This is a genomic window from Stenotrophomonas sp. NPDC047960, from assembly GCF_043204395.1.
GTDB lineage: Bacteria > Pseudomonadota > Gammaproteobacteria > Xanthomonadales > Xanthomonadaceae > Stenotrophomonas.
Genome location: NZ_JBIDBX010000004.1, coordinates 376,701 through 402,772 on the forward strand (window position 1 = coordinate 376,701; position 26,072 = coordinate 402,772).

At 67.6% G+C, this 26,072-nt stretch carries 20 protein-coding genes and 1 pseudogene; 7 read left to right on the top strand and 14 right to left on the bottom strand.

The window, feature by feature from the left end:
• Nucleotides 1-4: 4 nt before the first annotated feature.
• The 10 genes from ybgC to aspS form a co-directional block, all read right to left on the bottom strand.
• Nucleotides 5-436, bottom strand: coding sequence for a tol-pal system-associated acyl-CoA thioesterase (gene ybgC / locus ACGFZ3_RS11595; protein ID WP_392920841.1), 432 nt, complete (start codon nucleotides 434-436; stop codon nucleotides 5-7).
• Nucleotides 426-1,466 carry a Holliday junction branch migration DNA helicase RuvB gene (gene ruvB, locus ACGFZ3_RS11600; RefSeq protein ID WP_184126745.1) on the bottom strand — a complete coding sequence of 347 codons (1,041 nt, stop codon included), beginning with the start codon at nucleotides 1,464-1,466 and terminating at the stop codon, nucleotides 426-428. Before ruvB ends, ybgC begins: the two co-directional genes overlap by 11 nt.
• 97 nt (nucleotides 1,467-1,563) lie before the next feature.
• Nucleotides 1,564-3,483, bottom strand: a complete 1,920-nt coding sequence (locus tag ACGFZ3_RS11605) for a potassium transporter Kup (RefSeq protein WP_392920844.1) — start codon at nucleotides 3,481-3,483, stop codon at nucleotides 1,564-1,566.
• Between the two features lie 46 nt (nucleotides 3,484-3,529).
• On the bottom strand, nucleotides 3,530-4,120 hold the full coding sequence (ruvA, locus tag ACGFZ3_RS11610) for a Holliday junction branch migration protein RuvA (RefSeq protein ID WP_392920847.1): 591 nt from the start codon (nucleotides 4,118-4,120) through the stop codon (nucleotides 3,530-3,532).
• 10 nt (nucleotides 4,121-4,130) lie between these two features.
• Nucleotides 4,131-4,652 carry a crossover junction endodeoxyribonuclease RuvC gene (gene ruvC / locus ACGFZ3_RS11615; RefSeq protein WP_392920990.1) on the bottom strand — a complete coding sequence of 174 codons (522 nt, stop codon included), beginning with the start codon at nucleotides 4,650-4,652 and terminating at the stop codon, nucleotides 4,131-4,133.
• Nucleotides 4,653-4,729: 77 nt separating this feature from the next.
• Nucleotides 4,730-5,461, bottom strand: a complete 732-nt coding sequence (locus tag ACGFZ3_RS11620; protein ID WP_392920850.1) for a YebC/PmpR family DNA-binding transcriptional regulator — start codon at nucleotides 5,459-5,461, stop codon at nucleotides 4,730-4,732.
• Between the two features lie 75 nt (nucleotides 5,462-5,536).
• Nucleotides 5,537-6,169, bottom strand: coding sequence for an esterase/lipase family protein (locus tag ACGFZ3_RS11625; RefSeq protein ID WP_392920853.1), 633 nt, complete (start codon nucleotides 6,167-6,169; stop codon nucleotides 5,537-5,539).
• A gap of 119 nt (nucleotides 6,170-6,288) precedes the next feature.
• Nucleotides 6,289-6,810 (bottom strand): GNAT family N-acetyltransferase, encoded by a 522-nt coding sequence (locus ACGFZ3_RS11630; RefSeq protein ID WP_392920856.1) that lies wholly within the window; start codon nucleotides 6,808-6,810, stop codon nucleotides 6,289-6,291.
• A gap of 20 nt (nucleotides 6,811-6,830) precedes the next feature.
• Nucleotides 6,831-7,163 carry a DNA primase gene (locus ACGFZ3_RS11635; RefSeq protein ID WP_392920859.1) on the bottom strand — a complete coding sequence of 111 codons (333 nt, stop codon included), beginning with the start codon at nucleotides 7,161-7,163 and terminating at the stop codon, nucleotides 6,831-6,833.
• A 60-nt stretch (nucleotides 7,164-7,223) separates the two neighbouring features.
• Complete coding sequence (aspS, locus tag ACGFZ3_RS11640; RefSeq protein ID WP_392920862.1) at nucleotides 7,224-8,975, bottom strand: aspartate--tRNA ligase; 1,752 nt, start codon at nucleotides 8,973-8,975, stop codon at nucleotides 7,224-7,226.
• Between the two features lie 159 nt (nucleotides 8,976-9,134).
• Between aspS and ACGFZ3_RS11645 the strand changes: the two genes are divergently transcribed.
• Nucleotides 9,135-10,064 (top strand): DUF3011 domain-containing protein, encoded by a 930-nt coding sequence (locus ACGFZ3_RS11645; RefSeq protein ID WP_392920865.1) that lies wholly within the window; start codon nucleotides 9,135-9,137, stop codon nucleotides 10,062-10,064.
• A 30-nt stretch (nucleotides 10,065-10,094) separates the two neighbouring features.
• On the opposite strand, the gene ACGFZ3_RS11650 is transcribed toward ACGFZ3_RS11645, so the two are convergent.
• Nucleotides 10,095-10,727 carry a hypothetical protein gene (locus ACGFZ3_RS11650; RefSeq protein WP_392920868.1) on the bottom strand — a complete coding sequence of 211 codons (633 nt, stop codon included), beginning with the start codon at nucleotides 10,725-10,727 and terminating at the stop codon, nucleotides 10,095-10,097.
• 123 nt (nucleotides 10,728-10,850) lie between these two features.
• Between ACGFZ3_RS11650 and ACGFZ3_RS11655 the strand changes: the two genes are divergently transcribed.
• Complete coding sequence (locus ACGFZ3_RS11655) at nucleotides 10,851-12,173, top strand: MFS transporter (RefSeq protein WP_392920871.1); 1,323 nt, start codon at nucleotides 10,851-10,853, stop codon at nucleotides 12,171-12,173.
• 62 nt (nucleotides 12,174-12,235) lie between these two features.
• Entirely contained in the window at nucleotides 12,236-14,479 is a 2,244-nt protein-coding gene (gene ggpS, locus ACGFZ3_RS11660; RefSeq protein ID WP_392920992.1) for a glucosylglycerol-phosphate synthase, read from the top strand.
• Nucleotides 14,480-14,490: 11 nt separating this feature from the next.
• Here the strand turns inward: ggpS and blaL2 are convergent, their stop codons facing one another.
• Complete coding sequence (blaL2, locus tag ACGFZ3_RS11665; protein ID WP_392920875.1) at nucleotides 14,491-15,399, bottom strand: L2 family extended-spectrum class A beta-lactamase; 909 nt, start codon at nucleotides 15,397-15,399, stop codon at nucleotides 14,491-14,493.
• 198 nt (nucleotides 15,400-15,597) lie between these two features.
• On the opposite strand from blaL2, the gene ACGFZ3_RS11670 reads away from it, so the two are divergent.
• On the top strand, nucleotides 15,598-16,467 hold the full coding sequence (locus tag ACGFZ3_RS11670) for a LysR family transcriptional regulator (protein ID WP_392920878.1): 870 nt from the start codon (nucleotides 15,598-15,600) through the stop codon (nucleotides 16,465-16,467).
• A gap of 135 nt (nucleotides 16,468-16,602) precedes the next feature.
• Here the strand turns inward: ACGFZ3_RS11670 and ACGFZ3_RS11675 are convergent, their stop codons facing one another.
• Nucleotides 16,603-18,456, bottom strand: a complete 1,854-nt coding sequence (locus ACGFZ3_RS11675) for an ABC-F family ATP-binding cassette domain-containing protein (RefSeq protein ID WP_392920881.1) — start codon at nucleotides 18,454-18,456, stop codon at nucleotides 16,603-16,605.
• Nucleotides 18,457-18,790: 334 nt separating this feature from the next.
• Between ACGFZ3_RS11675 and ACGFZ3_RS11680 the strand changes: the two genes are divergently transcribed.
• Both ACGFZ3_RS11680 and ybaL read left to right on the top strand, forming a co-directional pair.
• Nucleotides 18,791-21,184 (top strand): TonB-dependent receptor plug domain-containing protein, encoded by a 2,394-nt coding sequence (locus ACGFZ3_RS11680; RefSeq protein ID WP_392920884.1) that lies wholly within the window; start codon nucleotides 18,791-18,793, stop codon nucleotides 21,182-21,184.
• A 169-nt stretch (nucleotides 21,185-21,353) separates the two neighbouring features.
• Nucleotides 21,354-23,054 (top strand): YbaL family putative K(+) efflux transporter, encoded by a 1,701-nt coding sequence (gene ybaL / locus ACGFZ3_RS11685; RefSeq protein WP_392920887.1) that lies wholly within the window; start codon nucleotides 21,354-21,356, stop codon nucleotides 23,052-23,054.
• On the opposite strand, the gene ACGFZ3_RS11690 is transcribed toward ybaL, so the two are convergent.
• The gene (locus ACGFZ3_RS11690) at nucleotides 23,051-23,938 is read right to left on the bottom strand and encodes a GyrI-like domain-containing protein (RefSeq protein ID WP_392920890.1); all 888 of its coding nucleotides are present in this window, start codon (nucleotides 23,936-23,938) and stop codon (nucleotides 23,051-23,053) included. The two genes, ybaL and ACGFZ3_RS11690, sit on opposite strands and share 4 nt — an antisense overlap.
• Nucleotides 23,939-25,240: 1,302 nt before the next feature.
• On the opposite strand from ACGFZ3_RS11690, the pseudogene ACGFZ3_RS11695 reads away from it, so the two are divergent.
• Nucleotides 25,241-25,771: pseudogene (locus tag ACGFZ3_RS11695) on the top strand (M28 family peptidase); the annotation flags it as partial.
• Nucleotides 25,772-26,072 lie beyond the last annotated feature (301 nt).

A 26,072-nucleotide genomic window follows, 5' to 3' on the forward strand; every position in this document is an offset into this window, starting at 1 on the left:
TTCCTCAATATGCGGCTGTTTGAATTACGTGGGGTTTCAGCGCGGCGTGGAGAGCATCGTCCATGCCGCGCGGCTTGAATGTGGCAGCGTCCAGTGCCGCGATTTTCACCTGCGCGGTCAGCAGCGTTTCATCGCCGCGACACACCGCCTGGTCGAACACCATGCTGGCGCGCTTGCACTGCACCAGCGTGGCGGTCACGTCCAGCGCGTCGTCCAGCCGCGCCGGCTTCAGGAACTCCATGGTCATCGACCGGACCGCGAACACCAGGCCATGCTCGGTGCGGGTGCGTTCCTGGCCGTAGCCCAAAGCCCGCATCCATTCGGTGCGGGCCCGTTCCATGAAGGCCACGTAGCGGGCGTGGTAGACCACCCCGCCAGCGTCGGTATCTTCCCAATATATGCGTGTCGGCCAACTGAACCGCGGATCAACCGACATCCGGGACCTCCGCGAACAGGTCGGCCGGCGGATTCTTCGGCTTCAGGCCCAGGTGGCGGTAGGCCTTCTGGGTGGCCATGCGGCCACGCGCGGTGCGCACCAGGAAACCCTGCTGGATCAGGTAGGGTTCGACCACGTCTTCCAGCGTGCCGCGCTCTTCAGACAGGGCCGCGGCCATCGATTCCACGCCCACCGGGCCGCCGTCGAAGTAATCGATCAGCGTGCGCAGCATGCGCCGGTCGAGGTCGTCGAAGCCTTCCGGGTCCACTTTCAGCATCTGCATGGCGGCCTGCGCCACGTCCTGGTCGATGTGGCCGGCAGCCTTGACCTGGGCGTAATCGCGCACGCGGCGCAGCAGCCGGTTGGCGATACGCGGGGTGCCGCGCGAACGCCGCGCGATTTCGGCCGCACCGTCGGCGGTGCAGTCGATGCCGAGGATGGCCGCCGAGCGCCGCACGATCCGGGTCAGTTCCTCGGGGGTATAGAACTCCAGCCGGTGCACGATGCCGAAGCGGTCGCGCAGCGGCGCGGTCAGCAGGCCGGCCCGGGTGGTGGCGCCAATCAGGGTGAACGGCGGCAGGTCGATCTTGATCGAGCGGGCCGCGGGGCCCTCGCCGATCATGATGTCGATCTGGAAATCTTCCATCGCCGGGTACAGCACTTCTTCCACCACCGGCGACAGGCGGTGGATCTCATCGATGAACAGCACATCGTGCGGCTGCAGGTTGGTGAGCAGCGCGGCCAGATCGCCGGCCTTTTCGATCACCGGCCCGGAGGTCACCCGCAGCGCCACGCCCAGTTCGTTGGCGATCACATGGCTCAAGGTGGTCTTGCCCAGGCCGGGCGGACCGAAGATCAGCACATGGTCCAGCGCATCGCCACGGGCCTTGGCTGCTTCGATGTAGATCGACAGCTGCTCGCGCACGGGCGCCTGGCCAAGGTAATCGGCCATGCGCTTGGGGCGGATGCTGGCGTCGGTGGTGTCATCCTCGCGGGTGGCACCGGCGCCGATGATGCGGTCGTCGGTCATCGCGTGATTATGCGGCAAAACGGGTGACGACCAACGGTCGTCACCCGCCAGGGATGGAAATCAACCGGTAGCGGCCGACCGTTGGTCGGCCATCGCCTCAAATCTCGACCTGGGCACCGAGCTCGACCAGGCGGTTGCCCGGAATCCTGAAGAACCCGGTCGCCGGCGCCGCATTCCGGTGCATCAGTGCGAACAGCTTGTCGCGCCAGATCGGCATGCCCCGGTTGGCGGTGGCCACGATGGTTTCGCGGCTGGCGAAGAAGGTGGTGTCCATCGGGTCGAAGTAGATCCCGCCGTGGTCGCACGAGCGCATCAGCGCCAGCGGCACGTCCGGTGTTTCCATGAAACCGAAACGCACGAACACGCGGTAGAACTCATCGCCCACCGATTCGATCTTCAGCCGCTTGCCTTCCATCGCATACGGAATGGGCAGGGTTTCCACGTGCAGGAACACGTTCCGCTCATGCAGCACCTTGTTGTGCTTGAGGTTGTGCATCAGCGCGTGCGGGGCCACCGAGGGGTCGGCGGTCAGGAATACCGCCGTGCCCGGCACCCGCACCGGCGGGGCCAGCATCAGGCCGGGCAGGAAGGTATCCAGCCGGATGCCATCCTTGCGGATCTCATCGCGCAGCAGCTCGCGGCCGCGGCGCCAGGTACGCATCATGGTGAACAGCACGATGCCCAGCACCACCGGGAACCAGGCGCCCTGCAGCAGCTTGGCACCGTTGGCGATCACAAAGCCCAGGTCGATGATGAAGAACACCACGCAGAGTGGGATGATCCAGTAACGCGAGGTCGGCCACAGCGCGCGGGCGACCAGCGCCAGCAGCAGCGTATCGATGAGCATGGTCGCCGAAACCGAGATACCGTAGGCCACCGCCAGGTTGGAGGAGCTGCGGAAGGCCAGCACCAGGCCGATCACCATCACCGCGATACCCCAGTTGATGCCGGGGATGTAGATCTGGCCGATGGTGTCGTGCGAGGTATGGGTGATGCGCATGCGGGGGATGTAGCCCAGCTGCATGGCCTGGCGCGAGACCGAGAACGCACCGGTGATCACCGACTGCGAGGCGATCACCGCGGCCATGGTGGCCAGGATGATCATCGGGTACAGCGCCCACTGCGGCACCGCTTCGAAGAACGGGTTCTTCACCGCTTCGGGGTTGTTGAGCACCAGCGCGCCCTGACCCAGATAGTTCAGCACCAGGCACGGCAGCACGAAGAAGTACCACGCGTGGCGGATCGGCTTGGCCCCGAAGTGGCCCATGTCCGCGTACAACGCCTCGCCACCGGTCACCGCCAGCACCACCGCACCGAGGATGAAGATGCCGTGCCAGCCGTGCTCCATGAAGAAGCGCAGCGCCCACATCGGGTTGAAGGCCTTGAGCACTTCCGGCGAATCGACGATGTTCCAGATGCCGATCGCGGCCAGCGAAATGAACCAGATCGAGGTGATCGGCCCGAACAGCTTGCCGATCTTCTCGGTGCCGAACCGTTGCACGGCAAACACCGCCAGGAGCACCACCACGGTGATCGGTACGATGAAGGAATGCAGGCCCGGAGCGGCCACTTCCAGGCCCTCGACCGCACCCAGCACCGAAATGGCGGGGGTGATCACCCCGTCACCGAAGAACAGCGAGGCGCCGAAGATGCCCAGGATGCCCACCACATACGCCGAGCGCGAGCCGTGGCGCAGGGTGCGCTGGGTCAACGCCATCAGCGCCATGATGCCGCCCTCGCCGTCGTTGTCGGCACGCATGATGATGGTGACGTACTTCAACGTCACCACGATGTTCAGCGCCCAGAACGCCAGCGACAGCACGCCCAGCACGGTGTCGTGGTCGCTGTTGAGGCCGTAATGCGGCGAGAACGCTTCCTTCAGGGTGTACAACGGGCTGGTACCGATGTCGCCGAACACCACGCCGATGGCGCCGACGATCAGGGCCAGGCCGCTGGCGGCCGGCGCATGGCCATGCCCGTGCTGGCCGCTGTCGTGCTGGGTGGAAGAGGTGGACATGAGACTCCGGGAAGGCGTCGGTCGGAAGGGGAATAGGCCCGCGCGCTCAGCGCAGCGCGGCCTGCAGGGCCTTGCGGATCACGGTGGCGACATCGTCGCCGTCGGCGTTGGCGTCGCGGGCCATGCGCGCGGCCTCGGTCGGCTTGTAGCCCAGCTGCTGCAGCGCCACGGTGGCTTCGGAGACCGGGTCGGTGGCCGGCGCCGCGCCGGCAATCGGCGCACCGCCGCCGCCAAAGTTCGCCGCGCGATCGCGGAGCTCCAGCACCATGCGCTCGGCGGTTTTCTTGCCGATGCCGGGAATCCGGGTCAGCGCGGTAATGTCACCGGCCTGCACCATCTTCGCGAACTCGTCCACGCTCACCCCGGACAGCACCGCCAGCGCGATCTTGGCACCGATGCCGCTGACCTTCTGCACGTCGCGGAACAAGCGTCGCTCACCCTCGCGCAGGAAGCCATACAGCGACACGCTGTCTTCCTTCTGCGCATAGTGGGTGAACAGGGTGACCTCGCGGCCCAGTTCGGGGAGATCGTAGAAGGTGCTCATCGGCGCCTCCAGTTCGTAGCCGACGCCGTTGACGTCGATCAGCAGCCACGGCGGCGCCTTGTACGCGACGATCCCACGCAGACGACCAATCATGCAGATGTCCTCATTTCCGGCTCCAGGCCTGGCGGGCATTGACGCCCAGGCGCTGCGCGGTTGCCCTCACATGGGCGTGGGTGATGGCCACGGCCAGCGCGTCGGCCGCGTCGGCCTGCAGCCTGGTTTTCAGGTTGAGCATAAGCCCCACCATGTGTTGGACCTGTTGCTTTTCCGCTCCGCCACGGCCGACCACCGCCAGCTTGATCTCACTGGCCGCATATTCGTGCACCGGCAGGTCGCGCATGACCACGGCCGAGATGGCCGCGCCGCGCGCCTGACCCAGCTTCAGGGCCGAATCGGGGTTGCGCGCCATGAACACCTTCTCGATGGCCACTTCATGCGGGCGGTATTCCTCCACCAGCGCGTTGAGGCCCAGCACCAGCAGCTTCATGCGGTTGGGGAAGTCGTCGGCGCCCAGCAGCACCAGCGGCAGGTGGTGCACGTGCAGCACCTTGCCGGTGCAGTCCACATCGATGATGCCCACCCCGGTGCGCTGCGAACCGGGGTCGATGCCGAGGATGCGGATCATGCGTGGCGCGTCGGGAGTCATCATGGTCCGCATTGTCCGCCCCCGACGTCGCACTTGGCGAGACGGGGGCATGGACGTCAGGCGTAGGCGTCCGCGCCAAGGTCGGCGTTGGAGAACACGTCCTGCACATCGTCCAGGTCTTCCAGCATGTCCAGCAGCTTCTTGACCTGCAGGGCGGTGTCGCCCTCGACCTTGATGTCGTTATCGGCCCGGAAGGTCAGCTCGGCGTGATCCGGCGTCAGCCCGCCCGCTTCCAGCGCATCCTTGACCGCGTGGTACATGTCGGCTGCGGTCAGCACGTCGATGGCGCCGTCTTCCGGGTACACCACGATGTCATCGGCGCCGGCCTCGATGGCCGCCTCGGTCACTGCGTCTTCGTTGGCGCCGCCGGCGTAGTGCAGCACGCCCATGCGCTTGAACATGAAGGAGACCGAGCCTTCGGTACCCATGTTGCCGCCGCACTTGCTGAACGCGTGGCGGACATCGGCCACGGTACGTACGCGGTTGTCGGTCAGGCAGTCGACGATCACGGCCACGCCACCGGGGGCGTAGCCCTCGTAGCGGATCTCTTCGTATTCAACGCCTTCCAGCTCGCCGGTGGCCTTCTTGATGGCCCGTTCGATCACGTCCTTGGACATGTTCGAGGTCAGGCCCTTGTCCATGGCCACCCGCAGGCGCGGGTTGTTGTTGGGGTCGCCTCCACCGCCGCGCGCGGCTACGCCGATCTCACGGATGATCTTGGTGAAAATCTTGCCGCGCTTCGCGTCAGACGCGTTTTTGCGGTTTTCGATGGAAGGGCCTCTACCCATGGGTGTTTCCGTGCGTGCGTCAGGAACAGGGCGCGGATTCTACCTGATCGACCGCCTTCACCGTGTTAGCCGGGGTCAGGCCGCGTGCGCGGCCCGGTCCGGGCGGAAGCAGCCATCGCGCAGGAAGGCGGCGGTCTGGCGCGCCGCGTCGGGGGAAAACACCAGCCCGCTGTGGCTGGCGGCCACCACGCAATGGTCGGTCAGGCCCGGCAGGCGGGTCTCGTCCAGCGCCACGGTGCCGTCGGAGGCGTCGCCGCAGGCGCCGAGCAGGCTGCCCAGCCCGTGCGGCACGGACCCGGCGATCAGCCCGACCTGTGCCCTGCCCTCCCAGGCCGGCAGGCCATCGAGCAGCAGCTCGCTGCTGCGACCCAGCGCCAGCGACCAGCCATGCTCGGCCAGCGAACGGGCGGTGCCGCTGCCGCGCAGCGGCGAGCCCAGGCAGACCACCCTCGATACCGGCAGGTCCGGCTGGCGGCGCAGGGCCTCCAGGGCCACCAGCCCACCCAGGCTGTGCCCGACCAGCGCTACCGGGCCGCTGTCTTGGAGCCGCTTCAGCAGCTGCGGCACGGCCACGTCGGGGCCGCCGAACACGCTGGAGTAGCCGAAGGTATCCACGCTGAAGCCACGCGCGCGCAGGCGCCAGGCCAATGGGCCAACCCAGGCGCGGGCATTCCAGATGCCATGCAGCAGTAAAACGGGGGGAGTCATGTGCTCAGCGTAGCCGGTGCAAAACCGTTCCAGAGGCAGGAAACGGTGTCATTAGACAAATGGACGAAGGAACGGCGAGTGAAACCCGCCGCTCACGTCGTTTCCTGGAGATGGACCGTTCAGGCCGCCCGCGGCGGGCGGCGCAGGATGAATTCAAGGTCGCGCACCTGGCCGACCGGGAATTCGTAGGTGCCCACCTTGCTGAACCCGTAGCGGGCGTAGAAACGCTGAGCGCCGAAGTTCTCCGACCACACCCCAAGCCACAGGGTGCGCGGCCCGTTGCGTTCCAGCCAGGTCAGCGCGGTTTCGAGCAGGCGGCTGCCCCAACCGCAGCTCTGCTGCTCCCTGATCAGGTACAGCCGCTTGAGCTCGCCATCCCCCGGTTGCACGTCCGGGTGCGGCAGGCCGCAGGGGCCGGCGGCGGCATGACCGACCGCCACGCCATCCCGCTCCAGCAGCCACACCGCGTAATCGGGGTGGGACAGGATCACGCGCTGGCGATCTTCCGCATAAGCCTCGTCCAGGAAGTCCTGCAGGTCCTGGGCCGGGTACAGGTGGCCGAAGGTTTCCACGAAGGTACGGGTGGCCAGCACCGACAGGGTCGGTGCGTCCTCGGGGCCGGCGCGGCGGATGGTGTACATGGACGGGTGCGGGGCAGGCCTCAGGCCTGCGGCCCCTTGGCGGCGTCTTCCTCTTCGCCGTCTTCTTCGTCCTCTTCCTCGTACTCCTCCTCGTCCTCGTCTTCCTCGCCCTCTTCGTACTCTTCGTCTTCGCCCTCTTCCTCTTCGTCGTCCTCGTAGTCCTCGACGCCGAAGTCCTCACCATCCCAGCGGCCTTCGCCATCGGCGACGAAGGTCAGCGCCATCGCGGCCGGGTTGGTACCCACGCGCACCAGCCAGCCACCGAACACGCGGGCGCGCTCGGTCACCAGGTTGGCATCGGCACCTACGTTGCCCAGCTTTTCCCATTCCACTGCGAATGCAAATTCGGTCACTGCTGGATCTCCTGGACGATGTAGCGATGAGGGGGATGGTGCGATCGATTGATCGCGGGATCAATTCTTGCGCGGACGGACCTGGATGTGCACTTCGGCCAGCTGCTCATCCGGGATCGGCGACGGGGCGCCGGTCATCAGGCACTGCGCGCCGGTGGTCTTCGGGAACGGGATCACGTCGCGGATCGATTCGGTGCCCGCCATCAGCGCAGCAATGCGGTCGATGCCGAAGGCGATGCCGCCGTGCGGCGGCGCGCCGAAGCGCAGTGCGTCGAGCAGGAAGCCGAACTTGGCTTCGGCCTCTTCGGCGCCGATGCCCAGCAGGTCGAATACGGCGCTCTGCATGTCCGAGCGGTGGATACGGATGGAGCCACCGCCGATCTCGTTGCCGTTGAGCACCATGTCGTAACCGCGCGACACAGCCGTCTTCGCGTTCGCGCGCAGGTCGGCGATGTCATCCACCGCCGGGGCGGTGAAGGGGTGGTGCAGGGCCACGTAGCGCTGGGCTTCGTCGTCGTACTCGAACATCGGGAAGTCGGTGACCCACAGCGGCGCCCAGCCGGCGGCAACCAGGTCGAAGTCCTTGCCGGCCTTCAGGCGCAGCGCGCCCATGAAGTCGGACACCTTGTTGTAGCCACCGGCACCGAAGAACACGATGTCGCCATTGCCGGCGCCAACGTGGGCGACCAGCGCGGCGAACGCCTCTTCGCTGAAGAACTTGGCGATCGGCGAGCTGATCTCGCCGTTTTCGGCGATCTTGATGTAGGCCAGGCCCTTGGCGCCGTACTTGGCGGCATGCGCGGCATACTCATCGATCTGCTTGCGCGACAGGCTGGCACCGCCCGGGATGCGCAGGCCAGCCACGCGGCCATCGGGGTCGGCAGCGGCGCTGGCGAACACCGGGAACTGGCTGTCCTTGACCAGCTCGGCCACATCCACCAGTTCCAGGCTGATGCGCAGATCCGGCTTGTCCGAGCCATAGCGGCGCATCGCCTCGGCCCAGGTCATGCGCGGGAAGCTGGCAGCCAGCTCCACGTCGACCACTTCCTTGAAGATCGCGCGGATCATGCCTTCCACGTAATCCTGCACGTCGCGCTCGCGCACGAACGCGAATTCCATGTCCAGCTGGGTGAATTCCAGCTGGCGGTCGGCACGCAGGGCTTCGTCGCGGAAGCAGCGCGCGATCTGGTAGTAGCGGTCGAAGCCGGCCACCATCAGGATCTGCTTGAACAGCTGCGGCGACTGCGGCAGGGCGTAGAACTCGCCCGGGTGCATGCGCGCCGGCACCAGGAAGTCGCGTGCGCCTTCCGGGGTGGCTTTGGTCAGGATCGGGGTTTCGATGTCCTGGAAGCCGTCGCGATCAAGGTGGCGGCGCAGCGCCTGCACCAGCTTGATGCGGGTGCGCTGCATGCGCTGCATGTCCGGGCGGCGCAGGTCCAGGTAACGGTACTTCAGGCGGGTTTCTTCGCCCGGGTTCTCGTGGGCGTGGAACGGCAGCGGCTCGGCCTTGTTGAGCACGGTGATGCGGGTGGCGACGATCTCGACCTGGCCGGTACGGATCTTGTCGTTCACCGCATGGCGCCTGCGCACCACGCCTTCCACCTGCAGTACGTCCTCGTAGCCGAGGCTGGCGGCAACCTTGAACACGTCGGCGTTCTCAGGCTCCACCGTCACCTGCACGATGCCCTCATGATCGCGAAGATCGATGAAGCACACGCCGCCCAGGTTGCGGGCAACGTCGGTCCAACCGGCGAGGGTGACAGTCTGGCCAATCAGGGTCTCGTCGACCAGGCCGCAGAAGTGGGTACGCATGGGGGTAAAGCTCCGCAGGAGGTTGCCGGCGCCAGGCGGCACCGGTCAGCCCGTTATTCTGCGGCCGGCGACCCGATCGGGCAAATCCGGGACAGTCACACGGGCTTAATCCGACCCGTCCCTATAGTCCGCGCACCACCATGTGCAAGGGGATTTGCCATGAACCGCCTCGCTGTTGCCTGTCTTACCGCCCTCCTTGCCTGCGGCGCCCCGGCCCTGCAGGCCCAGGCCCAGGTCAATGCCCGGGCCTATGCCCCGGAAAACCTGCGCACCCTGTCGATCCAGGACCAGCAGCGGGTCATTTCCCAGGAATACGCCGAACAGTCCGGGGGGCGGCGCATTCCCGACGACCAGATGCGCTTCTACCTGGACCAGGTCAACCGCTCGTCCTGGGGCTTTTCCCGGATCAAGCAGGACATCGCCACCTCGCTGGGCGGCTCCGGCGGCGGCTGGAACCCCGGCGGTGGCAACGACGGGGTGGTCCGCTGCGAGAGCAACGACAACCGCCAGCGGGTCTGTCCCACCGGCTGGCGCAGCGCGCGGCTGTCCCGCCAGATCTCGGGCACCCGCTGCGTGGAAGGCAGCAACTGGGGCTCGCGCAACGGCCAGGTCTGGGTCAGCGGCGGCTGCCGGGCCGAATTCGTCGAGGGCCGTGGCGGCGGTTGGGGCCCCGGCACCGGCGGCCCCGGCAACACGATACGGTGCGAAAGCAATGACAACCGCGAGCGCAGCTGCCCTACCCCGTGGCGCAATGCGGCCCTGGTGCGGCAGATCTCGGGGTCGCCCTGCGTACAGAACCAGACCTGGGGCATGCGCGGGAACACGATCTGGGTCACCCGCGGCTGCCGCGGTGAATTCGCCGAATCGCGCGGCAACTGGGGTGGTGGCGGGGGCGGCAGCAACTACAGCGTGACCTGCAGCAGCAATGGCAACCGCCAGCAGACCTGTGCATGGGATTCGCGCCAGGGCCGTCCTGTGCTGCTGGAGCAGCTGTCAGGCAGCAGCTGTGTCGAGAACCGCAGCTGGGGCTATCGACCGAGCATGGTGTGGGTCAGCAATGGGTGCCGGGCGAGGTTCGGCGCGCGTTGACGGGAAGGCAGCCCGACCCACGGTCGGGCCCTATCGGGGCGCCTCGGCGCCCCACGGGGCCGGTGGCAACGGCACCGGGTGGGCGAGGTCGAACACCACCTGGAATTTGCGTCCGCCCGGGCGGGTGAGCTCGTATACGAATGTCTTGTCCGGCTCGATTTCCATCGCCCACGTATTGGTCACCGACGCCGCCATGCCGGCCTTGCGGAACATCGCCACCGAATCGGCATCCACCGGGAACGACTGGCGCTGCGCAGTGCCCGGCGGCGCACTGTCGCCGCCGTACATCGTGACCGCATCGGGGCTGCCATCGGCATGGCGGTGATCGTGCTTCAGGCGCAGGCCGGTATCGGTGCGACTCAACACCCAGGTACGCGAATGATCGTCGCCCACATGGAACGGGATGCGCAGCGTGTGCGAGGCGTCATCGCAACCGCGCACGTGCATCACCAGGCGCTTGCCGTCGAACGGATCGGGCGCAGCGCTCTTCGGCTCATTGGCGGCGACATGGCCTTCAAACGCCTTGCCGCAATGCGCGGCGACAGCAGCGAGAAACGCGTCGGCCGGGGCCATCGCAACATCGTGGGCCACGCGGTCACGCTGGCCACCACACGCGGCGAGCAACAAAGCAGCCGCGAGCGGCATGAACTTGTACACAGTCATGCGGACACCGTAGCCCGCGTGGGCGCAATGCGCAAATCCGCGCCATCGGCGACAAAGGATTAATCACGTCTGTGTTAGGGTCATTGTCGTGACCGGTTCGCCTTCCCCACGAAGGTCGCACGCGTGTTGCGGCTGACCGCCCTGCTGACAGGAGTAGCGCTGCTTTTGACGGGCAGCGGGCTTCTGGGCACCTTGCTGGCGGTAAGCGGCGGTGAGGCCGGCTTTGGTGCCGGTACGTTGGGCCTGGTGATGTCCGGTTATTTCGCGGGCTTCTTCATGGGCACCTTCTTCGCCCCGTCGTTGATTGGCCGCATCGGGCATATCCGTGCGTTCGCCTTCTTTGCCGCCCTCGCCGCCATTGCGGTGCTGCTGCATCCGCTGTGGCTCAATGCCTGGCTGTGGGGGCTGCTGCGCATCATTACCGGCATCGCGCTGGTGGGGTTGTACACGGTGATCGAAAGCTGGCTCAACGCCGAGCCCGACCCGCGCCAGCGCAGCCGTGCCTTTTCGCTGTACATGGTGGTCAACCTTTCCGCGCTGGCCCTGGGGCAGATCCTGCTGATGGTCAGCAATGCGCCGGCCATGTCGATGTTCATGCTGATCGCCATGCTGGTCTGCGCCGCCGTGCTGCCGATCACCGCCACCCGGCTCACCCCGCCGGACGTGCCGTCGGTGCCGCGCCTGACGTTGTCGCGGCTGTACGCGATGGCGCCGGTGGCCACGGTTGCCGCCGGGCTGTCGGGCCTGGCCATGGGTGCGTTCTGGGGCCTGCTCCCGGTATATGCCGGCGAGGTCGGCCTCACCAATGACGGCGTGGCCCGCTTCATGCTCACCGCCATTGCCGGCGGCGCGCTGCTGCAGTGGCCGCTGGGCCACATCAGCGATGGTCATGACCGTCGCGTCGGGCTGGTGGCGCTGTGCCTGGCCGCTGCAGGCATCGCGGCGGTGGCCGCGATGCCGATGATCCAGCAGCAGACCTGGCTGCTGTTCGGTCTGTTCTTCTTCTATGGCGGCCTGGCGTTCGCGCTGTATCCCTTCGCGGTGGCGCACATGCTCGATTACCTGCCGCGCGAAGACCTGCTGTCGGGCTGCTCCAGCCTGCTGCTGGTGCACGGCGTGGGCGCGGCGATCGGCCCGGCGCTGGCCGGTGCGGCCATGCAGCAGTTCGGTCCGGCCGCCCTGCCGCTTTACTTTGCTGCGGTTCTGGGCGTGCTGGCGCTGTTCACCACCGCGCGCCTGCTCAGCTTCGACCGGCTGCGCACGCACCCGGTGGTGTTCCGATTGATGCTGCGCACTACGCCTGCGGCGTTGGAGCTGATCCCTGAAACCGATGCTGTCGCGCCGTCGGACGGCCACCCGACCAACGGTCGGGCGCTACCCGCGAATGACGCGCCGCTGGATACACCCCACCCCTCACCCAACAACTCCGATAAGGAAGTGCATTGACTGTTTCGACACCTGCCCCATCCACCTCATCCCGCACGCCGGCGGCTCCCCCGGCCCAGCAACTGATTCTCGCCACCGACCTGGATGGCACCTTTCTCGCCGGCGATGCCGCCGCGCGTCACCGCCTGTACCGGTTGGTCGACCAGCACCCCGGTATCCGCCTGATCTTCATCACCGGCCGTGGCCTTGAAGCGGTGATGCCGCTGCTCTCCGATCCGGCCATTCCGCGCCCCGATTACGTGGTCTGCGATGTCGGCGCAACCGTGGTCGATGGCCACACCCTGCAGCCGCTGCAGCCCCTGCAATCGATGATCGACGCGCACTGGCCCGGCGAGCAGGTGGTGGCCGCCGCGATGCGGCCGTTCACCGCGCTGCAGCGCCAGGACGTGCCGCAGGAGCGGCGCTGCTCCTACTTCTGCGACCCGGCCACGCTGGCCCCGCTGCGTTCGCAGATCCAGGCTGCCGCCCAGGCGCTGGGCTGCGACGTGCTGTATTCGGCCGACCGCTATCTGGACATCCTGCCGCCGGACACCGACAAGGGCCGTACCCTGGCTGCGCTGGCGCGCCTGCTGGACCTGCCGCGTGACCGCGTCCTGGTGGCCGGCGACACCCTCAACGACCTGTCGATGTACACCGCCGGCTTCCGCGGCGTGTGCGTGGGCGATTCCGAACAGGCGCTCACTGCCGCCACCCGCGGGCTGGCGCATACCTACCACGCGCAGGCACCGGGCTGCGGCGGCATCCTGGAAGCGATCGAGCATTTCGCCCTGTTGCCGGCCGATGATGCATGGCTCAAGCCGCCGGCAGCCAAGCGCGCCGAAGGTGCCGATCTGGTGATGCTCTACCACCGCATGCCCTTCGATGAAGTCATGGAAGACGGCGTGCTGGTGCAGCGCCCGCCGCGCTCGCCCAACGGCATCATTCCCTCGCTGCTGAGCTTCTTCCAGGGCGGCCAGACCGGGTCGTGGGTGGCCTGGGGCATCGACGATCGCAAGCGCGGCCCGTTCCAGACCCGCATGGCAGTGGACGCCGAGCACTACCCCACCCTGACCGCCGCGCGCGTGCCGCTGACCCGGCAGGAAGTGGACATCTTCTACAAGCGCTTCTCCAAGGAAGCGTTCTGGCCGATGCTGCATGTGTTCTGGGAGCGCGCGCGCTTCCGCGAGGACGACTGGCAGGTGTTCCTCAAGGTCAACCGCCGCTTCGCCGAAGCAACGGCCGCCGAAGCCGCGCACGGGGCCACCGTGTGGATCCACGATTACAACCTGTGGATGGTGCCGGCCACACTGCGCGAGCTGCGTCCGGACCTGAAGATCGCCTTCTTCCACCACACCTACTTCCCGTCTGCGGATGTGTTCAACGTGGTGCCGTGGCGCCGCGAGATCATCGGCAGCCTGCTCTGCTGCGACTATATTGGTTTCCACATCCCGCGCCAGGTGGAGAACTTCGTGGACGTGGTGCGCGGGGCGATGCCGGCCGAGCGGTTGTCGTGGGAAAGCTGCGCGCCGCGCTTCCTGACCTATGGCTGCGCGGTGGGGCTGGATACGATGACCACGCGCATCCGTGTCGGTGACCGGGAAGTGGCACTGGGCGCGCACCCGGTCGGCACTGACCTGCGCCGCATCCACGACGTGCTGGCCCGGCCCGCCGTACGCAACGACATCTTCAAGCTGCGCCGTGAGATCGGCGCGCGCAAGCTGGTGCTGTCGGTGGAACGGCTGGATTACACCAAGGGCACGCTGGCCAAGCTGGAGGCATTCGAGCGGCTGCTGGAACAGCATCCAGACCGGCAGGGCAAAGTGACCCTGCTGATGGTGTGCGTGCCGGCCGCGCGCGAAATGACCGTGTACCGCACGCTGCAGAACCAGATCGAACAGGCGGTGGGCCGCATCAACGGGCGCTTCTCGCGGCTGGACTGGACTCCGGTGCGTTTCTTCGCACAGGCGTTGCCGTTCGAAGAGGTGGTGGCGCATTACGCGGCGGCACAGGTGATGTGGATCACCCCGCTGCGCGATGGGCTGAACCTGGTGGCCAAGGAATTCGTCGCCACCCACGGGATCGAAGGCAGCAATGGCGTGCTGGTGCTGAGCGAATTCGCCGGCGCGGCGGCGGAGTTGAAGGGCGCGGTATTGACCAACCCGCACGACCCGGCCGACCTCACCGCCGGGCTGCTGCAGGCACTGTCGATGCCCGACGAAGAAGCCGGCGGCCGCATGCGCCAGCTGTTCGGCACCGTGGAGTACCACGATGTGGATCGTTGGGGCCGCGAGTTCCTTGATGCGGTCAAGCAAGCCGGCCACGGTTGATGCCGTATTGATCAGCGCGCGTGCGCGCTGATCATCTTTTCGCCGATCACTGCCACCTGGCGCAGCACGTCGTTGCGCCCGGCATCATCCACCGTGGCGCCCTGCAGGTAGCTGGTCAGCACCCACGGGGCGCCGCCGGCCAGCGGCCACAGGATCGCGATGTCATTGGTGGTGTCTTCGCCATTGCTGCCGGTCTTGTCGCCTACCCGCCACGCTGGCGACAACCCCGCACGCAGGCGCGTGTCGCCGGTTTCGTTGTCGATCAGCCAGTCGGCCAGCTGCAGGCGCGACGCTGGCTTGAGCACATCCCCCAGCACGAACCGCTGCAGGCTGGCCGCCATCGCGGCGGGGCTGGTGGTATCGCGCGGGTCATCGGGCGCGAATCGGTTCATCTCCGGCTCCAGGCGATCGTTGCGGGTCACCGCATCGCCATTGGCGCGCAGGAACGACGTCACCCCGGCCGGCCCACCCACTACGCCGAGCAGCAGGTTCGCCGCCGGGTTGTCGCTGGTCACCATGGTGGCGCGGCACAGGTCGCGCACGGTCAGGTCCTTGCCTATGTGGCGCCTGGTCACCGGGGCGTGCGACAACATGTCCTGCTGGCGTACCGGCAGCCGCCGATCCAGCGACAGCGTGCCCTGGTCGGCCAGGTGCAGCACGCAGGCGGAGAGCACGAACTTGAAGGTGCTGCACATCGGAAAACGCTCGTCCTGCCGGTGACCGATGCGACGGCCACTGGCCGTGTCGAGCAAGGTCACGCCGAGGCGGCCGCCACTGGCTTTTTCCAGTGCGGCGAAGTCGCTCGCCTGGGCCTGGCTGGCGGCCAGCGTGGTCGGCGGAGCCTTGCCCAGCACGGTAGCAGCGAGGGCCGAGGCGGCGGCGGCGCCGGACCATAGCAGGAAGTGGCGGCGGGCAATCATGGGCGGTTCCTTGTTGGGCAGGGCTGCAGTATCGACATGCGGGCGGTGCCGGCACCAGCGCGTATTTTCAGGGAGAGGCATGAGCCACACTAATGCCTGTCCGCCTGACGAACGACCCGCGCCAAGGGTAGGATGGGGACGGCCGGCCAACGGCCGGCGCTACCGCCATCGCAGCCATCAGGATTGCTCACCTCTCCCATGCTTCGGCCCCAGCTCCCGCTCCACGCGCTACGCGCTTTTGAAGCCGCCGCGCGCCACCAGAACTTCACCCGCGCCGCGCTGGAGCTGTGTGTGAGCCAGGCCGCGCTGAGCCACCAGATCCGTGGGCTGGAAGAGCGCCTGGGCGCGGTGCTGTTCCACCGGCTGCCCCGCGGCGTGGCGCTGACCGACGAAGGGGCGCGCCTCTATCCGGTACTGAACGCGGCCTTCGATCGGATCGCGGTAAGCCTGGACCGGTTCGTGGGCGGGCATTTCCGCGAGGTCCTGGGGGTCGGCGTGGTGGGCACCTTCGCCACCGGTTGGCTGCTGCCACGGCTGGCCGATTTCAATGCGCGGCATCCGGATATCGAGCTGCGCCTGCAGACCCACAACAACCGGATCGACCTGGCCGGCGAAGGGTTGGACCTGGCGATCCGTTTCGGCGACGGCGACTGGCAGGGGCAGCTCTGTACGCCGGTGCTGGCCGCCCCGTTCGCACCGGTGTGCGCGCCGGCACTGGCGCGAACGCTGCGGCACCCGCGTGACCTGGCCAGTGTGGCGCTGCTGCGCTCCTACCGCAGCGACGAGTGGCCGCAGTGGCTGCAGGCTGCTGGCGTGGGCGAGCTGGAGGCGCGCGGGCCGGTGTTTGATTCATCGTTGACCCTGGCCAGTGCGGCAGCAGCCGGCGCCGGCGTGGCGTTGCTTCCGCTGCGGATGTTCGAACAGGACCTGGCGCAGGGACGGCTGGTGCAGCCGTTCGCACAGACATTGGAGCTGGGCAGCTATTGGCTGACGCGGCTACGCTCCCGGGCAGAGAGCGATGCGGCGCGGCGGTTCCGCACATGGCTGGAAGCGCAGGGCGCGGCGTGACACACGATGCATTGCACGCGCAGGGCCCCGGTCGCGCCGGCCCTACGTCCCGGGTGCGCAATTTCCGTTCGCCGTTCCCGTTCGCCGTTTCCGGCGTTCGTGCACCACGGCTTCTGCCGTGGCGCACGCATTGCGTCAGGCCATCAGCTCCATCCAGCTCGCCTCGGCCTTTTCCAGCTGTTGCGCGGTGGCTTCGCGGTCGCGGCCGAGCACCGCCATGCGGGTGGCATCGGCGTAGTTGGCCGGGTCGGCCAGCTGCCGGTCCAGCTCGGCCAGCTGGCTTTCCAGCTGGTTGACCTTCGCCTCGGCGGCGGCCAGCTTGACCGGGTTGACGTTCTTCTTCGGCGGCAGCGGCGGGGTCGGCGGTACCGGTTCCGGCGCGGCGGCGGCCATCTTCTGCTTGGTGCCCTGCGCCGCCGGGCGCGAACGCAGCCACGCCGCGTATTCGTCCAGGTCGCCGTCGAACGGCTCCACCACGCCATCGGCTACGCGCCAGAAGGTGTCGCAGACCAGGCCGATCAGGTGGCGGTCGTGCGAAACCATCACGATCGCGCCCTCGAAGGTCGCCAACGCTTCGGCAAGTGCTTCGCGCATTTCCAGGTCAAGGTGGTTGGTCGGTTCGTCCAGCAGCAACACGTTCGGCTGCTGCCAGGCAATCATCGCCAGCGCCAGCCGCGCGCGCTCACCGCCGGAGAAACCGTCCACCGGCTCGAAGGCGCGGTCGCCGGCGAAGTTCCACTTGCCGAGGAAATCGCGGAAGGCCTGGTTGCTGCCATCCGGGGAAATGTCCCGGAAATGGTCCATCGGCGACTGGCCTGCGTGCAGGGACTCTACCGTGTGCTGGGCGAAGTAGCCGATGCGCAGGTCCGGGTGCGCCGAACGCTCGCCGGCCACCGGATCAAGCTCACCCACCAGGGTCCTGACCAGCGTGGTCTTACCGGCGCCGTTCGGGCCCAGCAGGCCGATACGCTGGCCCGCTTCCAGGCCGAAGCCGACGTGGTGCAGGATCACCGCGTCGGGGCTGTAACCGGCTTCCACATCGTTCAGGCGGATCAGCGAGAACGGCAGCTTGGCCGGGGGCGCGAATTCGATACGGAACTCGCGCTCGGCACGTACCGCTTCGGTGCCGGTCAGCTTGGCCAGGCGCTTCATGCGGCTCTGGGCCTGGGTGGCCTTGCTGGCCAACGCCTTGAAGCGGTCGATGAAGCTCTGCAGGTGGGCGCGCTCGGCCTGTTCCTTCTCGTGCGCGATCTGCTGCTGGCGCAGCTGTTCGGCGCGCTGGCGTTCGAAGTCGGTGTAGCCGCCCGGGTACAGCTTGGCCCCGCCACCATGCAGGTGCAGGGTGTGGGTAGCCACGTTGTCGAGGAACTCGCGGTCATGCGAGATCAGCAGCAGCGTGCCCGGGTACTTGAGCAGCCACTGTTCCAGCCAGAACACCGCGTCCAGATCAAGGTGGTTGGTCGGTTCGTCGAGCAACAGCAGGTCGCTCGGCATCATCAGCGCGCGCGCCAGGTTCAGTCGCGCGCGCCAGCCACCGGAGAACGTCGCCACCGGCCGTGAGTGGGTGTCGGACGGGAAGCCCAGGCCATGCAGCAGCTTGCCTGCACGCGACTCGGCGTCGTATGCGCCGATCTCGGCCATTTTCTGGTGGGCATTGGCCACCGCTTCCCAATCCTCGCGCGCGGTTGCCTCGGCTTCCTCGCGCAGCACGGCCGCCACCTCGGTGTCACCTTCCAGCACGAACTGCAGCGCCGGGTCCTGCAGTGCCGGGGTTTCCTGGGCCACGCTGGCGATGCGGATCTTGCCGGGCAGGTCGACATCGCCCTTGTCGGCCTCCAGCTCGCCCTGCACGGCCGCGAACAGGCTGGACTTGCCGGCCCCGTTGCGGCCGACGACGCCCACGCGGTAGCCCGCATGCAGGGTCAGGTCGACGTTGGACAACAGCAGCCGCTCGCCGCGGCGCAAGGCGAAGTTACGAAGGGAAATCATTCTGGGGGTCCATATAACGGAATGGAATGTGCTGGTGAGCACCTTTCCTGCGACGCAATTCTAGCGTTAACGAATACTTGACGGGCCCCGGGATGCGCGGCAGGTCTCGTCTCTCTCCCACGACCCTGCCTGCGCTTTCCCCGGGACCTCTGTCCCGCGCGAGCCGTCAGATCGTCCTAAATCGTTGCTTTTGCAACGTTTTTTAGATTTGACAGTCAGTAAAAATACCGTTAATCCATGGATTGCGCACCGCAACACCCGCCCTCGCTGACCCGCTTTGCCGCAGTCGTGATGTCGCCCGGTGCCGCCTTGTCCCAACCGGAGCCACATCGTGATGAACCGCAAGACCCGCACGCTTGCCGCCGCTGTCGCCGTCGCCCTCGGGGCCTCTGCCTTCAGTGCCACTGCCCAGGACGCCCCTGCCCGCGCCAGCGCCAACACCCTGAACACGGTCATCGTGACCGGCACCCGCGTGGCCGACCGCACCGTGGCCGAGTCGCAGTCGCCCATCGACATCATCACCCCCGAGGCCCTGCAGTCCACCGGCACCACCGAACTGGCCACTGCGCTGGCCCGTGCCCTGCCCTCGCTGAACTTCCCGCGCCCGGCGCTCACCGACGGTACCAGTGGCATCCGTCCGGCGCAGCTGCGCGGCCTGTCCCCGGACCAGGTGCTGGTGCTGGTCAACGGCAAGCGCCGCCACACCTCGGCCCAGATCAACGTCAACGGCAGCATCGGCCGCGGCTCGTCGGCGGTGGACATCAACGCCATTCCCATCGCTTCGATCGAGCGCGTTGAAGTGCTGCGCGACGGTGCCTCGGCGCAGTACGGCTCGGACGCCATCGCCGGCGTGATCAACATCGTGCTCAAGGGCTCCAGCACCGGCGGCAGCCTGGCCCTGGATGCCGGCCAGTACTCGGCCGGCGACGGCAACAAGTACCAGCTTTCCGGCGATACCGGCATCGGCTTTGCCGACGGCCGCGGCAGCGTGCACGTGGCTGGGCAGATCACCCAGCAGGATGAAAGCAACCGCGCCGGGCCCTACCAGGGCACCGCGCCGAACACCGGCAACTTCCCCAGCGTGGGCCAGACCACCTTCGTGGTCGGCGACCCGCAGGTGGATGCCACGGCCGCCTCGGCCAATGCCAGCTTCCAGTTCAGCGACCACGTCTCAGCCTATGCCACCGCGCTGGCCAGCAACCGCGACATCACCTCGTTCGCCTTCTACCGCTCGCGCACCAACAGCGGCCAGGGCGCGCTGCTGGCCCAGACCTACCCGGACGGCTTCGTCCCGGAAATCAACCAGTACTCCAAGGACCGCTCGCTGGTGGCCGGCGTGAAGGGCGACACCGAAAGCGGCTGGACCTGGGACGTGAGCTACAACCACGGCACCAACAAGATCGACTTCCACACCCGCAACAGCATCAACTACGCGCTGGGCGTGACCAGCCCGCGTTCGTTCTACGCCGGCGCGCTGGAATACACCCAGGACATCGGCAACGTGGACATCACCAAGCAGCTGGACTGGGGCCTGGCCTACCCGGTCACCCTCTCCTTCGGCGGTGAGTATCGCCGCGAGAAGTGGGAGCAGAGCGCGGGCGAGCCCAATTCGTACTTCGGCACCGGCGCACAGGGCTTCGGCGGCTTCACCCCGCTCAACGCCGTCGATGCCGACCGCGACAACTACGCCGTCTACGCCGGCCTGGAAGCGGACCTGACCGACAGGTTCTCGGCCGGCGTCACCGGCCGTTATGAGGATTACTCGGACTTCGGCGACAAGTTCTCCGGCAAGCTGTCGGCCCGCTACGCGTTCACCGACAAGGTTGCGCTGCGTGCCACCGCTTCGTCCGGCTTCCGCGCCCCGTCGCTGGCCCAGCAGAGCTACCAGGCGGTAACCAGTACCATCGTCAACGGCGTGTTCGTCGAACGCGGCACCTTCCCCACCACCAGCACCGCCGCGCAGGCACTGGGCGCCAGCCCGCTGAAGGCTGAAAGCTCCACCTCCTACAGCGTGGGCCTGGTACTGCAGCCGATCGACCGCCTCTACCTGACCGTGGATGCGTACCAGATCGACATCGACGACCGCATCATCCTGTCCACCAACATCACCACCAATGCGGCCACCAATGCGCTGCTGGCCAACCTGGGCCTGCCGCAGGTCACCGCGTTCTCCTACTTCACCAACGGCGTGGATACCCGCACCCGCGGCGTGGACGCGGTGTCCAGCTACACCATCCCGTTCAGTGCCAGCTCGCTGGAACTGACCGCGGCCTACAGCTACAACGACACCGAGGTGAAGAAGTTCATCGCATCGCCGGCCGTGTTCGGCTCTCTGGGCCTGACCCAGTCGCTGATCGGCCGCGATGAAGTGGGCCGCATCGAAGACAGCTACCCACGCGACAAGACCATTCTCAGCGGCACCTGGCGGTCGGACCACTGGGACCTGAATCTGGCGGCCACCCGCTACGGCTCGTTCACCGTGCGCAATTCGGCCACCCCGACCCGCGACCAGACCTACGATGCCTCGTGGGTGCTCGATGCCTCGGTGGCCTACAAGCCGAGCGAGAACTGGACCCTGACGTTGGGTGCGGACAATCTGCTGGATGAATACCCCGACCGCACCGTGGACCTGCAGAACTCCACCTGGGGCATGCTGCCGTACAGCAACTACTCGCCGTACGGCTTCAACGGCGCCTACGTGTACGGCCGCGTCACGTACAAGTGGTGAGTTCGCGGTAGCGCCGGCTGTCAGCCGGCCCTCGCGGACGTTCCGGCGTTCATGAGGGCCGGCCAACGGCCGGCGCTACCGACAGCTGCAGCGTCGATTACCGCAGTACGGTTTGCCGGAACTGGCCGCATCGGTGAAAATCGGGGCATCCCCCACGTTGCGAGCCCCGATGCACCATGACACCGACCTGATCAACATCGTTGCCGTTGGCCTTGGGCTCGCCTTCATCCTGGGTGCGCTGGCCAACAAGCTGCGTTTGTCTCCGCTGGTTGGTTACCTGGTTGCGGGCATCTGCGTAGGACCCTTCACTCCCGGCTTCGTGGCCGACCAGGCGCTGGCCAACCAGCTGGCCGAAATCGGCGTGATGCTGCTGATGTTCGGCGTGGGCCTGCACTTCTCGTTGAAAGACCTGATGGCGGTCAAGGCGATCGCCATTCCCGGCGCGGTCGGGCAGATCCTGGTCGCCACGCTGCTGGGCTGGGGCCTGGCCTGGTTGATGGGCTGGCCGGTGATCCATGGCGTGGTGTTCGGCTTCGCGCTGGCCACCGCCAGTACCGTGGTACTGCTGCGGGCCATGGAAGAACGCCGCCTGCTGGAAACCCAGCGCGGCAAGATCGCAGTGGGCTGGCTGATCGTCGAAGACCTGGCCTGCGTGCTGGCGCTGGTGATGATGCCGGTGCTGGCCGGCGTGTTCGGCCCCGACGCGGCTGCTGAAACCCACACAATCGGCAGCGTGCTGGCCAGCATCGGCTGGACCTTCGTGCAGCTGGGCCTGTTCGTGGCAGTGATGCTGGTGGTGGGCCGCCGGGTCATCCCGTGGATCCTGGAGCGCATTGCCGGTACCGGCTCGCGCGAACTGTTCACCCTGGCGGTGCTGGCCATCGCGCTCGGCGTGGCGTTCGGCTCGGCCATGCTGTTCGGTGTGTCGTTCGCACTCGGCGCGTTCTTCGCCGGCATGCTGCTCAACGAATCCGAGCTCAGCCACAAGGCCGCCAACGATTCGCTGCCGCTGCGCGATGCGTTCGCGGTGCTGTTCTTCGTCTCGGTGGGCATGCTGTTCAACCCGGCCATCCTGGTCGAACACCCGTGGCAGGTGCTGGCCACCGCCGCCATCATCATGTTCGGCAAGTCCGCCGCCGCGTTCCTCATCGTGCGCGCCTTCGGCCACCCCAACGGCACCGCGCTGACCATTTCGGCCAGCCTGGCGCAGATCGGCGAATTCGCTTTCATCATCGCCGGCCTCGGCGTGAGCCTGAAGATCCTGCCGCCCACCGGCCAGGCACTGGTGCTGGCCGGCGCGCTGATCTCGATCATGCTCAATCCGCTGGTGTTCGGCCTGCTTGACCGCTGGCTGGTCAAAAACCAGGAAACGCCCGCCGCTGCAGTGGAAACCGAATTGCCGCCCGGCCCGTCGCTGGACCTGCATGACCACGCCATCGTGATCGGCTACGGCCGGGTTGGCAGCGCGCTGGCGCAGGTGCTGCGCGATCGCGGCGTGCCGGTGCTGGTGATCGACGACAACAAGGAACACGTGGCCGAAGCGCATGCCGCCGGCCTGCCGGCGATTCGTGGCAGCGCCGCCTCCGACCGCGTGCTTGCCGAAGCCCACCCCGAACGCGCCAAGATCGCGGTGCTGGCCATTCCGCAGCCGCTGGAAGCCGGCGAAACCCTGGCCAAGCTGCGCGCGCTCAACCCGGGGCTGACCCTGCTGGCGCGCGCGCACAGCGACGCCGAAGTGAAGCACCTGCTCGAGCACGGCGCCGACGGCACGGTGATGGCCGAACGCGAGCTGGCCTACTCGCTGGCCGAGATGGTCATGGCCACCCCGCCGTACCGCAACATCGGCAAGCACACCATTCCAGTGGTTTAACGGGCCGCCAGCGGCACGCAGATATCGGCGCGCAGGATCGCCTCGGGAACATCCTCGGGGTCGTCCAGATAGTGGTAGTACAACGGCGCGTCGCGCAGCACGCGCCCGCTGTCGGGCAGCCACTGCCGCAGCAGCGCGTCGGTAGCGGCTTCAAGACCGGCGTAGCTGCCCACGTGGCGCAGCACCGCGTGGTCGCCGCCGCCCAGGGTCAACCGGCGCAGCGGTGGAGGTACTGGCTGCGCAAGGTCGCCAAACCCCATTCCGCAGTCGAACAGGCACTCCCTGGGCGCGACGTCGCGATGGTCGTTGAGTGCGATACCCACCAGGTGCTGCAGCTGTTCGGCCAAGCCCTCGCCTGCGGCCCAGGCGAACAACGTGCCGAATGCACGGTCCAGTTCGTCGAATGCGCCCTGCTTGCGCAGCACCACCACTTCGAACGGTTCCAGCTCGGCCACCCGAACCTGCAGCGCGGAGATCGGCTCGGCCTGGTCGCCCGCGGGAACTTCAAGATGCCGCTGCCAGCGCGCGCGCAGCGTGGGGTCGTCGCGCAACGTTGCGGGGGTGGCATCCAGTTCCCGCCGGCAGGCGCGGGCCAGGGCCTGCGGGCTTTCAAAGCCCACCTGCAGGGCTACGTCGGTCACCCGCGCGCCGGGTTTTCCCAGCAGGTGCAGCGCCTGCGCCAGCCGCAACCGCGCCACGGTGCGTCCGGGGGTTTCGCCGGTCAGCGCGCGGTACAGCCGGTGGAAGTGGTACGGCGACTGATGCGCGGTGGCGGCCAGTGCCTCCAGGTCGGGCAGTGGCTCGCCCTCCCGCAGGCAGCGTTGCAGCTGGGCGATGACGCGGTCGATACCGTGGCGCTGGCGGATCTGGGCAAGGCGGTTCATGTCGGGCTCCATCCGGGGGTGCATCCAGCGTGCAGCGCGCGCCTACGCCGCGCGTGCCCGAACTTGCGCAGTTGCGGCTCCGGGATCGTAGCGGGTTGCCACTGCTGCGTGTGACGGCGGTCCCATCCAGGTACCAGCCGCAACTGCTCCGATGGGCAGCGGCGCCGCAATGCGGCACGGTGCAGTGGGCCTGCGCCCGCCATTGGAGAAATTGCCATGCCGCTCGACATCCCGTTCGCCCGCCAAGTCCAGGGCCACTTCGACAACACCGTCGCGCGCAACCTGCGCTCGCGCGGCGTGCCCCGGCAGCCGCTGCCGAACGCGTTCACACCACTGACCGTGCGCAATGGCCGCGACTGGGTGCTCAGCGCGCTGGCGTTGTCCTCGGCGATGGCCCTGGCCCGTGTTCCGCAACGCGGGCCCGCACTGGCGCCTGGCCCTGCCGCGCCGGACCGCGTTGCCCGGCAGGGCACCGTGGCGCCCGCACTCCTGCCCGGCGCACAAGCCCAAGGCGGCGCCGGCTACCAGGCGGTGCCGGTAGCGGCCAATGGACCGACCGCACCTGCCGCCGCACTGGGGCGCATCGCCAATACCGCTACGCTCAGCTGCGTTGCGCGCCCGAGTGAGTGTCCGCGCACGCTCGCCGCAGCGACGATCGCCGCTGCCACGGTGATTACCAGTGCGGCCGCTGGAGGTGTGCTGGGGTTCGTGCTTGGCCGCGAAAGCGCATTGGACGCCAACAACGCCAACAACGCCGACCGCACGCCCGCGCCTGCCTCGCTTCCGTTGACCCTGTACGACCTGCTGCCCGACGAACACCGCCACCGCCTGCTGGAAATCATCCGCGACTGCGGCACCGACGCGGCGGCCTGCACCGGCCCGGCGATCCGATCGTTGTTGCAGGACCTGCCTGAGGCCACGCGCCGCCAGATCATGGTGACGCTGGGCGTTGCCCGGCAGGCGGAAACGCACGGGCGCGGCGGTTGGCCCAGCGGCGCCGAGGCCGCCGCGCTGGCGCCCATGCTGTCGTGGGTGGACTGGGCGGCCGACCTGCTGGGCAGCGTGGTGAGCCCCACCCAGGCCCGCTTCACGCTGGACCTGGAACAGATCGCGCAGGCCACGCTCGATGCGCAGCAGCCGGGCATGACCGGTGCACAGCGCGAGGTAGCCGCCAATATCGCGCGTTTCGACACGCTGCGTGCGCTGTTCCGGCGCGACGGACACACCCTGCAGCAGCTGCCGTTCTCCGGCAGCACCCGCGATTCCTTCGGCTTCGACCAGACTTACAACGGCTGCAACCTGATGCTGGAGTTTGCCGGCGCCGGCACCCCACAACGCACGTTGATGGTGCTCGCCCATGGCGACATGACCGGGGCGCGCGACGGCTCCAGCGGTGCCAGCGACAACGGCACCGGGTTGACGACCCTGCTTGCGCTTGCCCGCAAGCTGGCGGCGCAAACGCTGCCCGACGGCACGCGCGTGCAGTTGATGGTGACCGACCTCGAAGAGCACGGCATGCTCGGCGCCAAGGCTTACGCCGAGCAGTGCCTGGCGCAGGCCAGCTGTCCGGACGTGGCGCTCAACCTGGACATGACCGGGCGCGGCGATGGCATGACCTTGTCTGGCTCCGACCGCCATCACCTGTACATGGATGGCGATTCGCGCGCGTTGCAACCGCCTCCCGCGCCGGTGACCGCCCACGAAGCACAGTTGCGTGGATTGCTCGAAAGCGCTGCCGCCGCTGTCGGGCTGACCGTGCATGACAGCGCGCGCTGGGTGTTGCAGTCGGATCAGATTGCCCTCCAGCGCGAAGGCGTTCCGGCGCTGGGAATGAACCTTGCCGATGCGGCCGATATTCCCCTTGAACGCGACATGCAGCAGGCGCGTGCGCGGCTGTGGGTGGCCAATGCGGACGTGGACTGGAGCCGGTTCGAGCACTACCTCAATGGCACGCTGGGGCCGGAAGAGGCGCAGGCGATGGAAACGCGGATGGACGCCGGAGCACGCCATGAACGCCTACAAGGCGTTGCCGCTGTCACCTGCGATGGCGCGCATCCACAACCGCCAGGACCAGCTCGACCAGGTCGACCCGCGCCGCGCGATGGCCGCGCTCGCGGTGGTGGAAGGGGCCATC

Bases quoted from the DNA above. Each gene is read 5' to 3' on its own strand.
- ACGFZ3_RS11625 (WP_392920853.1), bottom strand. From the start codon at position 6,169: ATGACTCCCCCCGTTTTACTGCTGCATGGCATCTGGAATGCCCGCGCC.
- ACGFZ3_RS11680 (WP_392920884.1), top strand. From the start codon at position 18,791: ATGAACCGCAAGACCCGCACGCTTGCCGCCGCTGTCGCCGTCGCCCTC.
- ACGFZ3_RS11675 (WP_392920881.1), bottom strand. From the start codon at position 18,456: ATGATTTCCCTTCGTAACTTCGCCTTGCGCCGCGGCGAGCGGCTGCTG.
- ruvC (WP_392920990.1), bottom strand. From the start codon at position 4,652: ATGATCCGCATCCTCGGCATCGACCCCGGTTCGCAGCGCACCGGGGTG.
- ACGFZ3_RS11605 (WP_392920844.1), bottom strand. From the start codon at position 3,483: ATGTCCACCTCTTCCACCCAGCACGACAGCGGCCAGCACGGGCATGGC.
- ruvB (WP_184126745.1), bottom strand. From the start codon at position 1,466: ATGACCGACGACCGCATCATCGGCGCCGGTGCCACCCGCGAGGATGAC.
- blaL2 (WP_392920875.1), bottom strand. From the start codon at position 15,399: ATGATTGCCCGCCGCCACTTCCTGCTATGGTCCGGCGCCGCCGCCGCC.
- ACGFZ3_RS11690 (WP_392920890.1), bottom strand. From the start codon at position 23,938: ATGAACCGCCTTGCCCAGATCCGCCAGCGCCACGGTATCGACCGCGTC.
- ACGFZ3_RS11650 (WP_392920868.1), bottom strand. From the start codon at position 10,727: ATGACTGTGTACAAGTTCATGCCGCTCGCGGCTGCTTTGTTGCTCGCC.
- ruvA (WP_392920847.1), bottom strand. From the start codon at position 4,120: ATGATTGGTCGTCTGCGTGGGATCGTCGCGTACAAGGCGCCGCCGTGG.
- aspS (WP_392920862.1), bottom strand. From the start codon at position 8,975: ATGCGTACCCACTTCTGCGGCCTGGTCGACGAGACCCTGATTGGCCAG.
- ybgC (WP_392920841.1), bottom strand. From the start codon at position 436: ATGTCGGTTGATCCGCGGTTCAGTTGGCCGACACGCATATATTGGGAA.
- ACGFZ3_RS11630 (WP_392920856.1), bottom strand. From the start codon at position 6,810: ATGTACACCATCCGCCGCGCCGGCCCCGAGGACGCACCGACCCTGTCG.
- ACGFZ3_RS11645 (WP_392920865.1), top strand. From the start codon at position 9,135: ATGAACCGCCTCGCTGTTGCCTGTCTTACCGCCCTCCTTGCCTGCGGC.
- ybaL (WP_392920887.1), top strand. From the start codon at position 21,354: ATGCACCATGACACCGACCTGATCAACATCGTTGCCGTTGGCCTTGGG.
- ACGFZ3_RS11670 (WP_392920878.1), top strand. From the start codon at position 15,598: ATGCTTCGGCCCCAGCTCCCGCTCCACGCGCTACGCGCTTTTGAAGCC.
- ACGFZ3_RS11620 (WP_392920850.1), bottom strand. From the start codon at position 5,461: ATGGGTAGAGGCCCTTCCATCGAAAACCGCAAAAACGCGTCTGACGCG.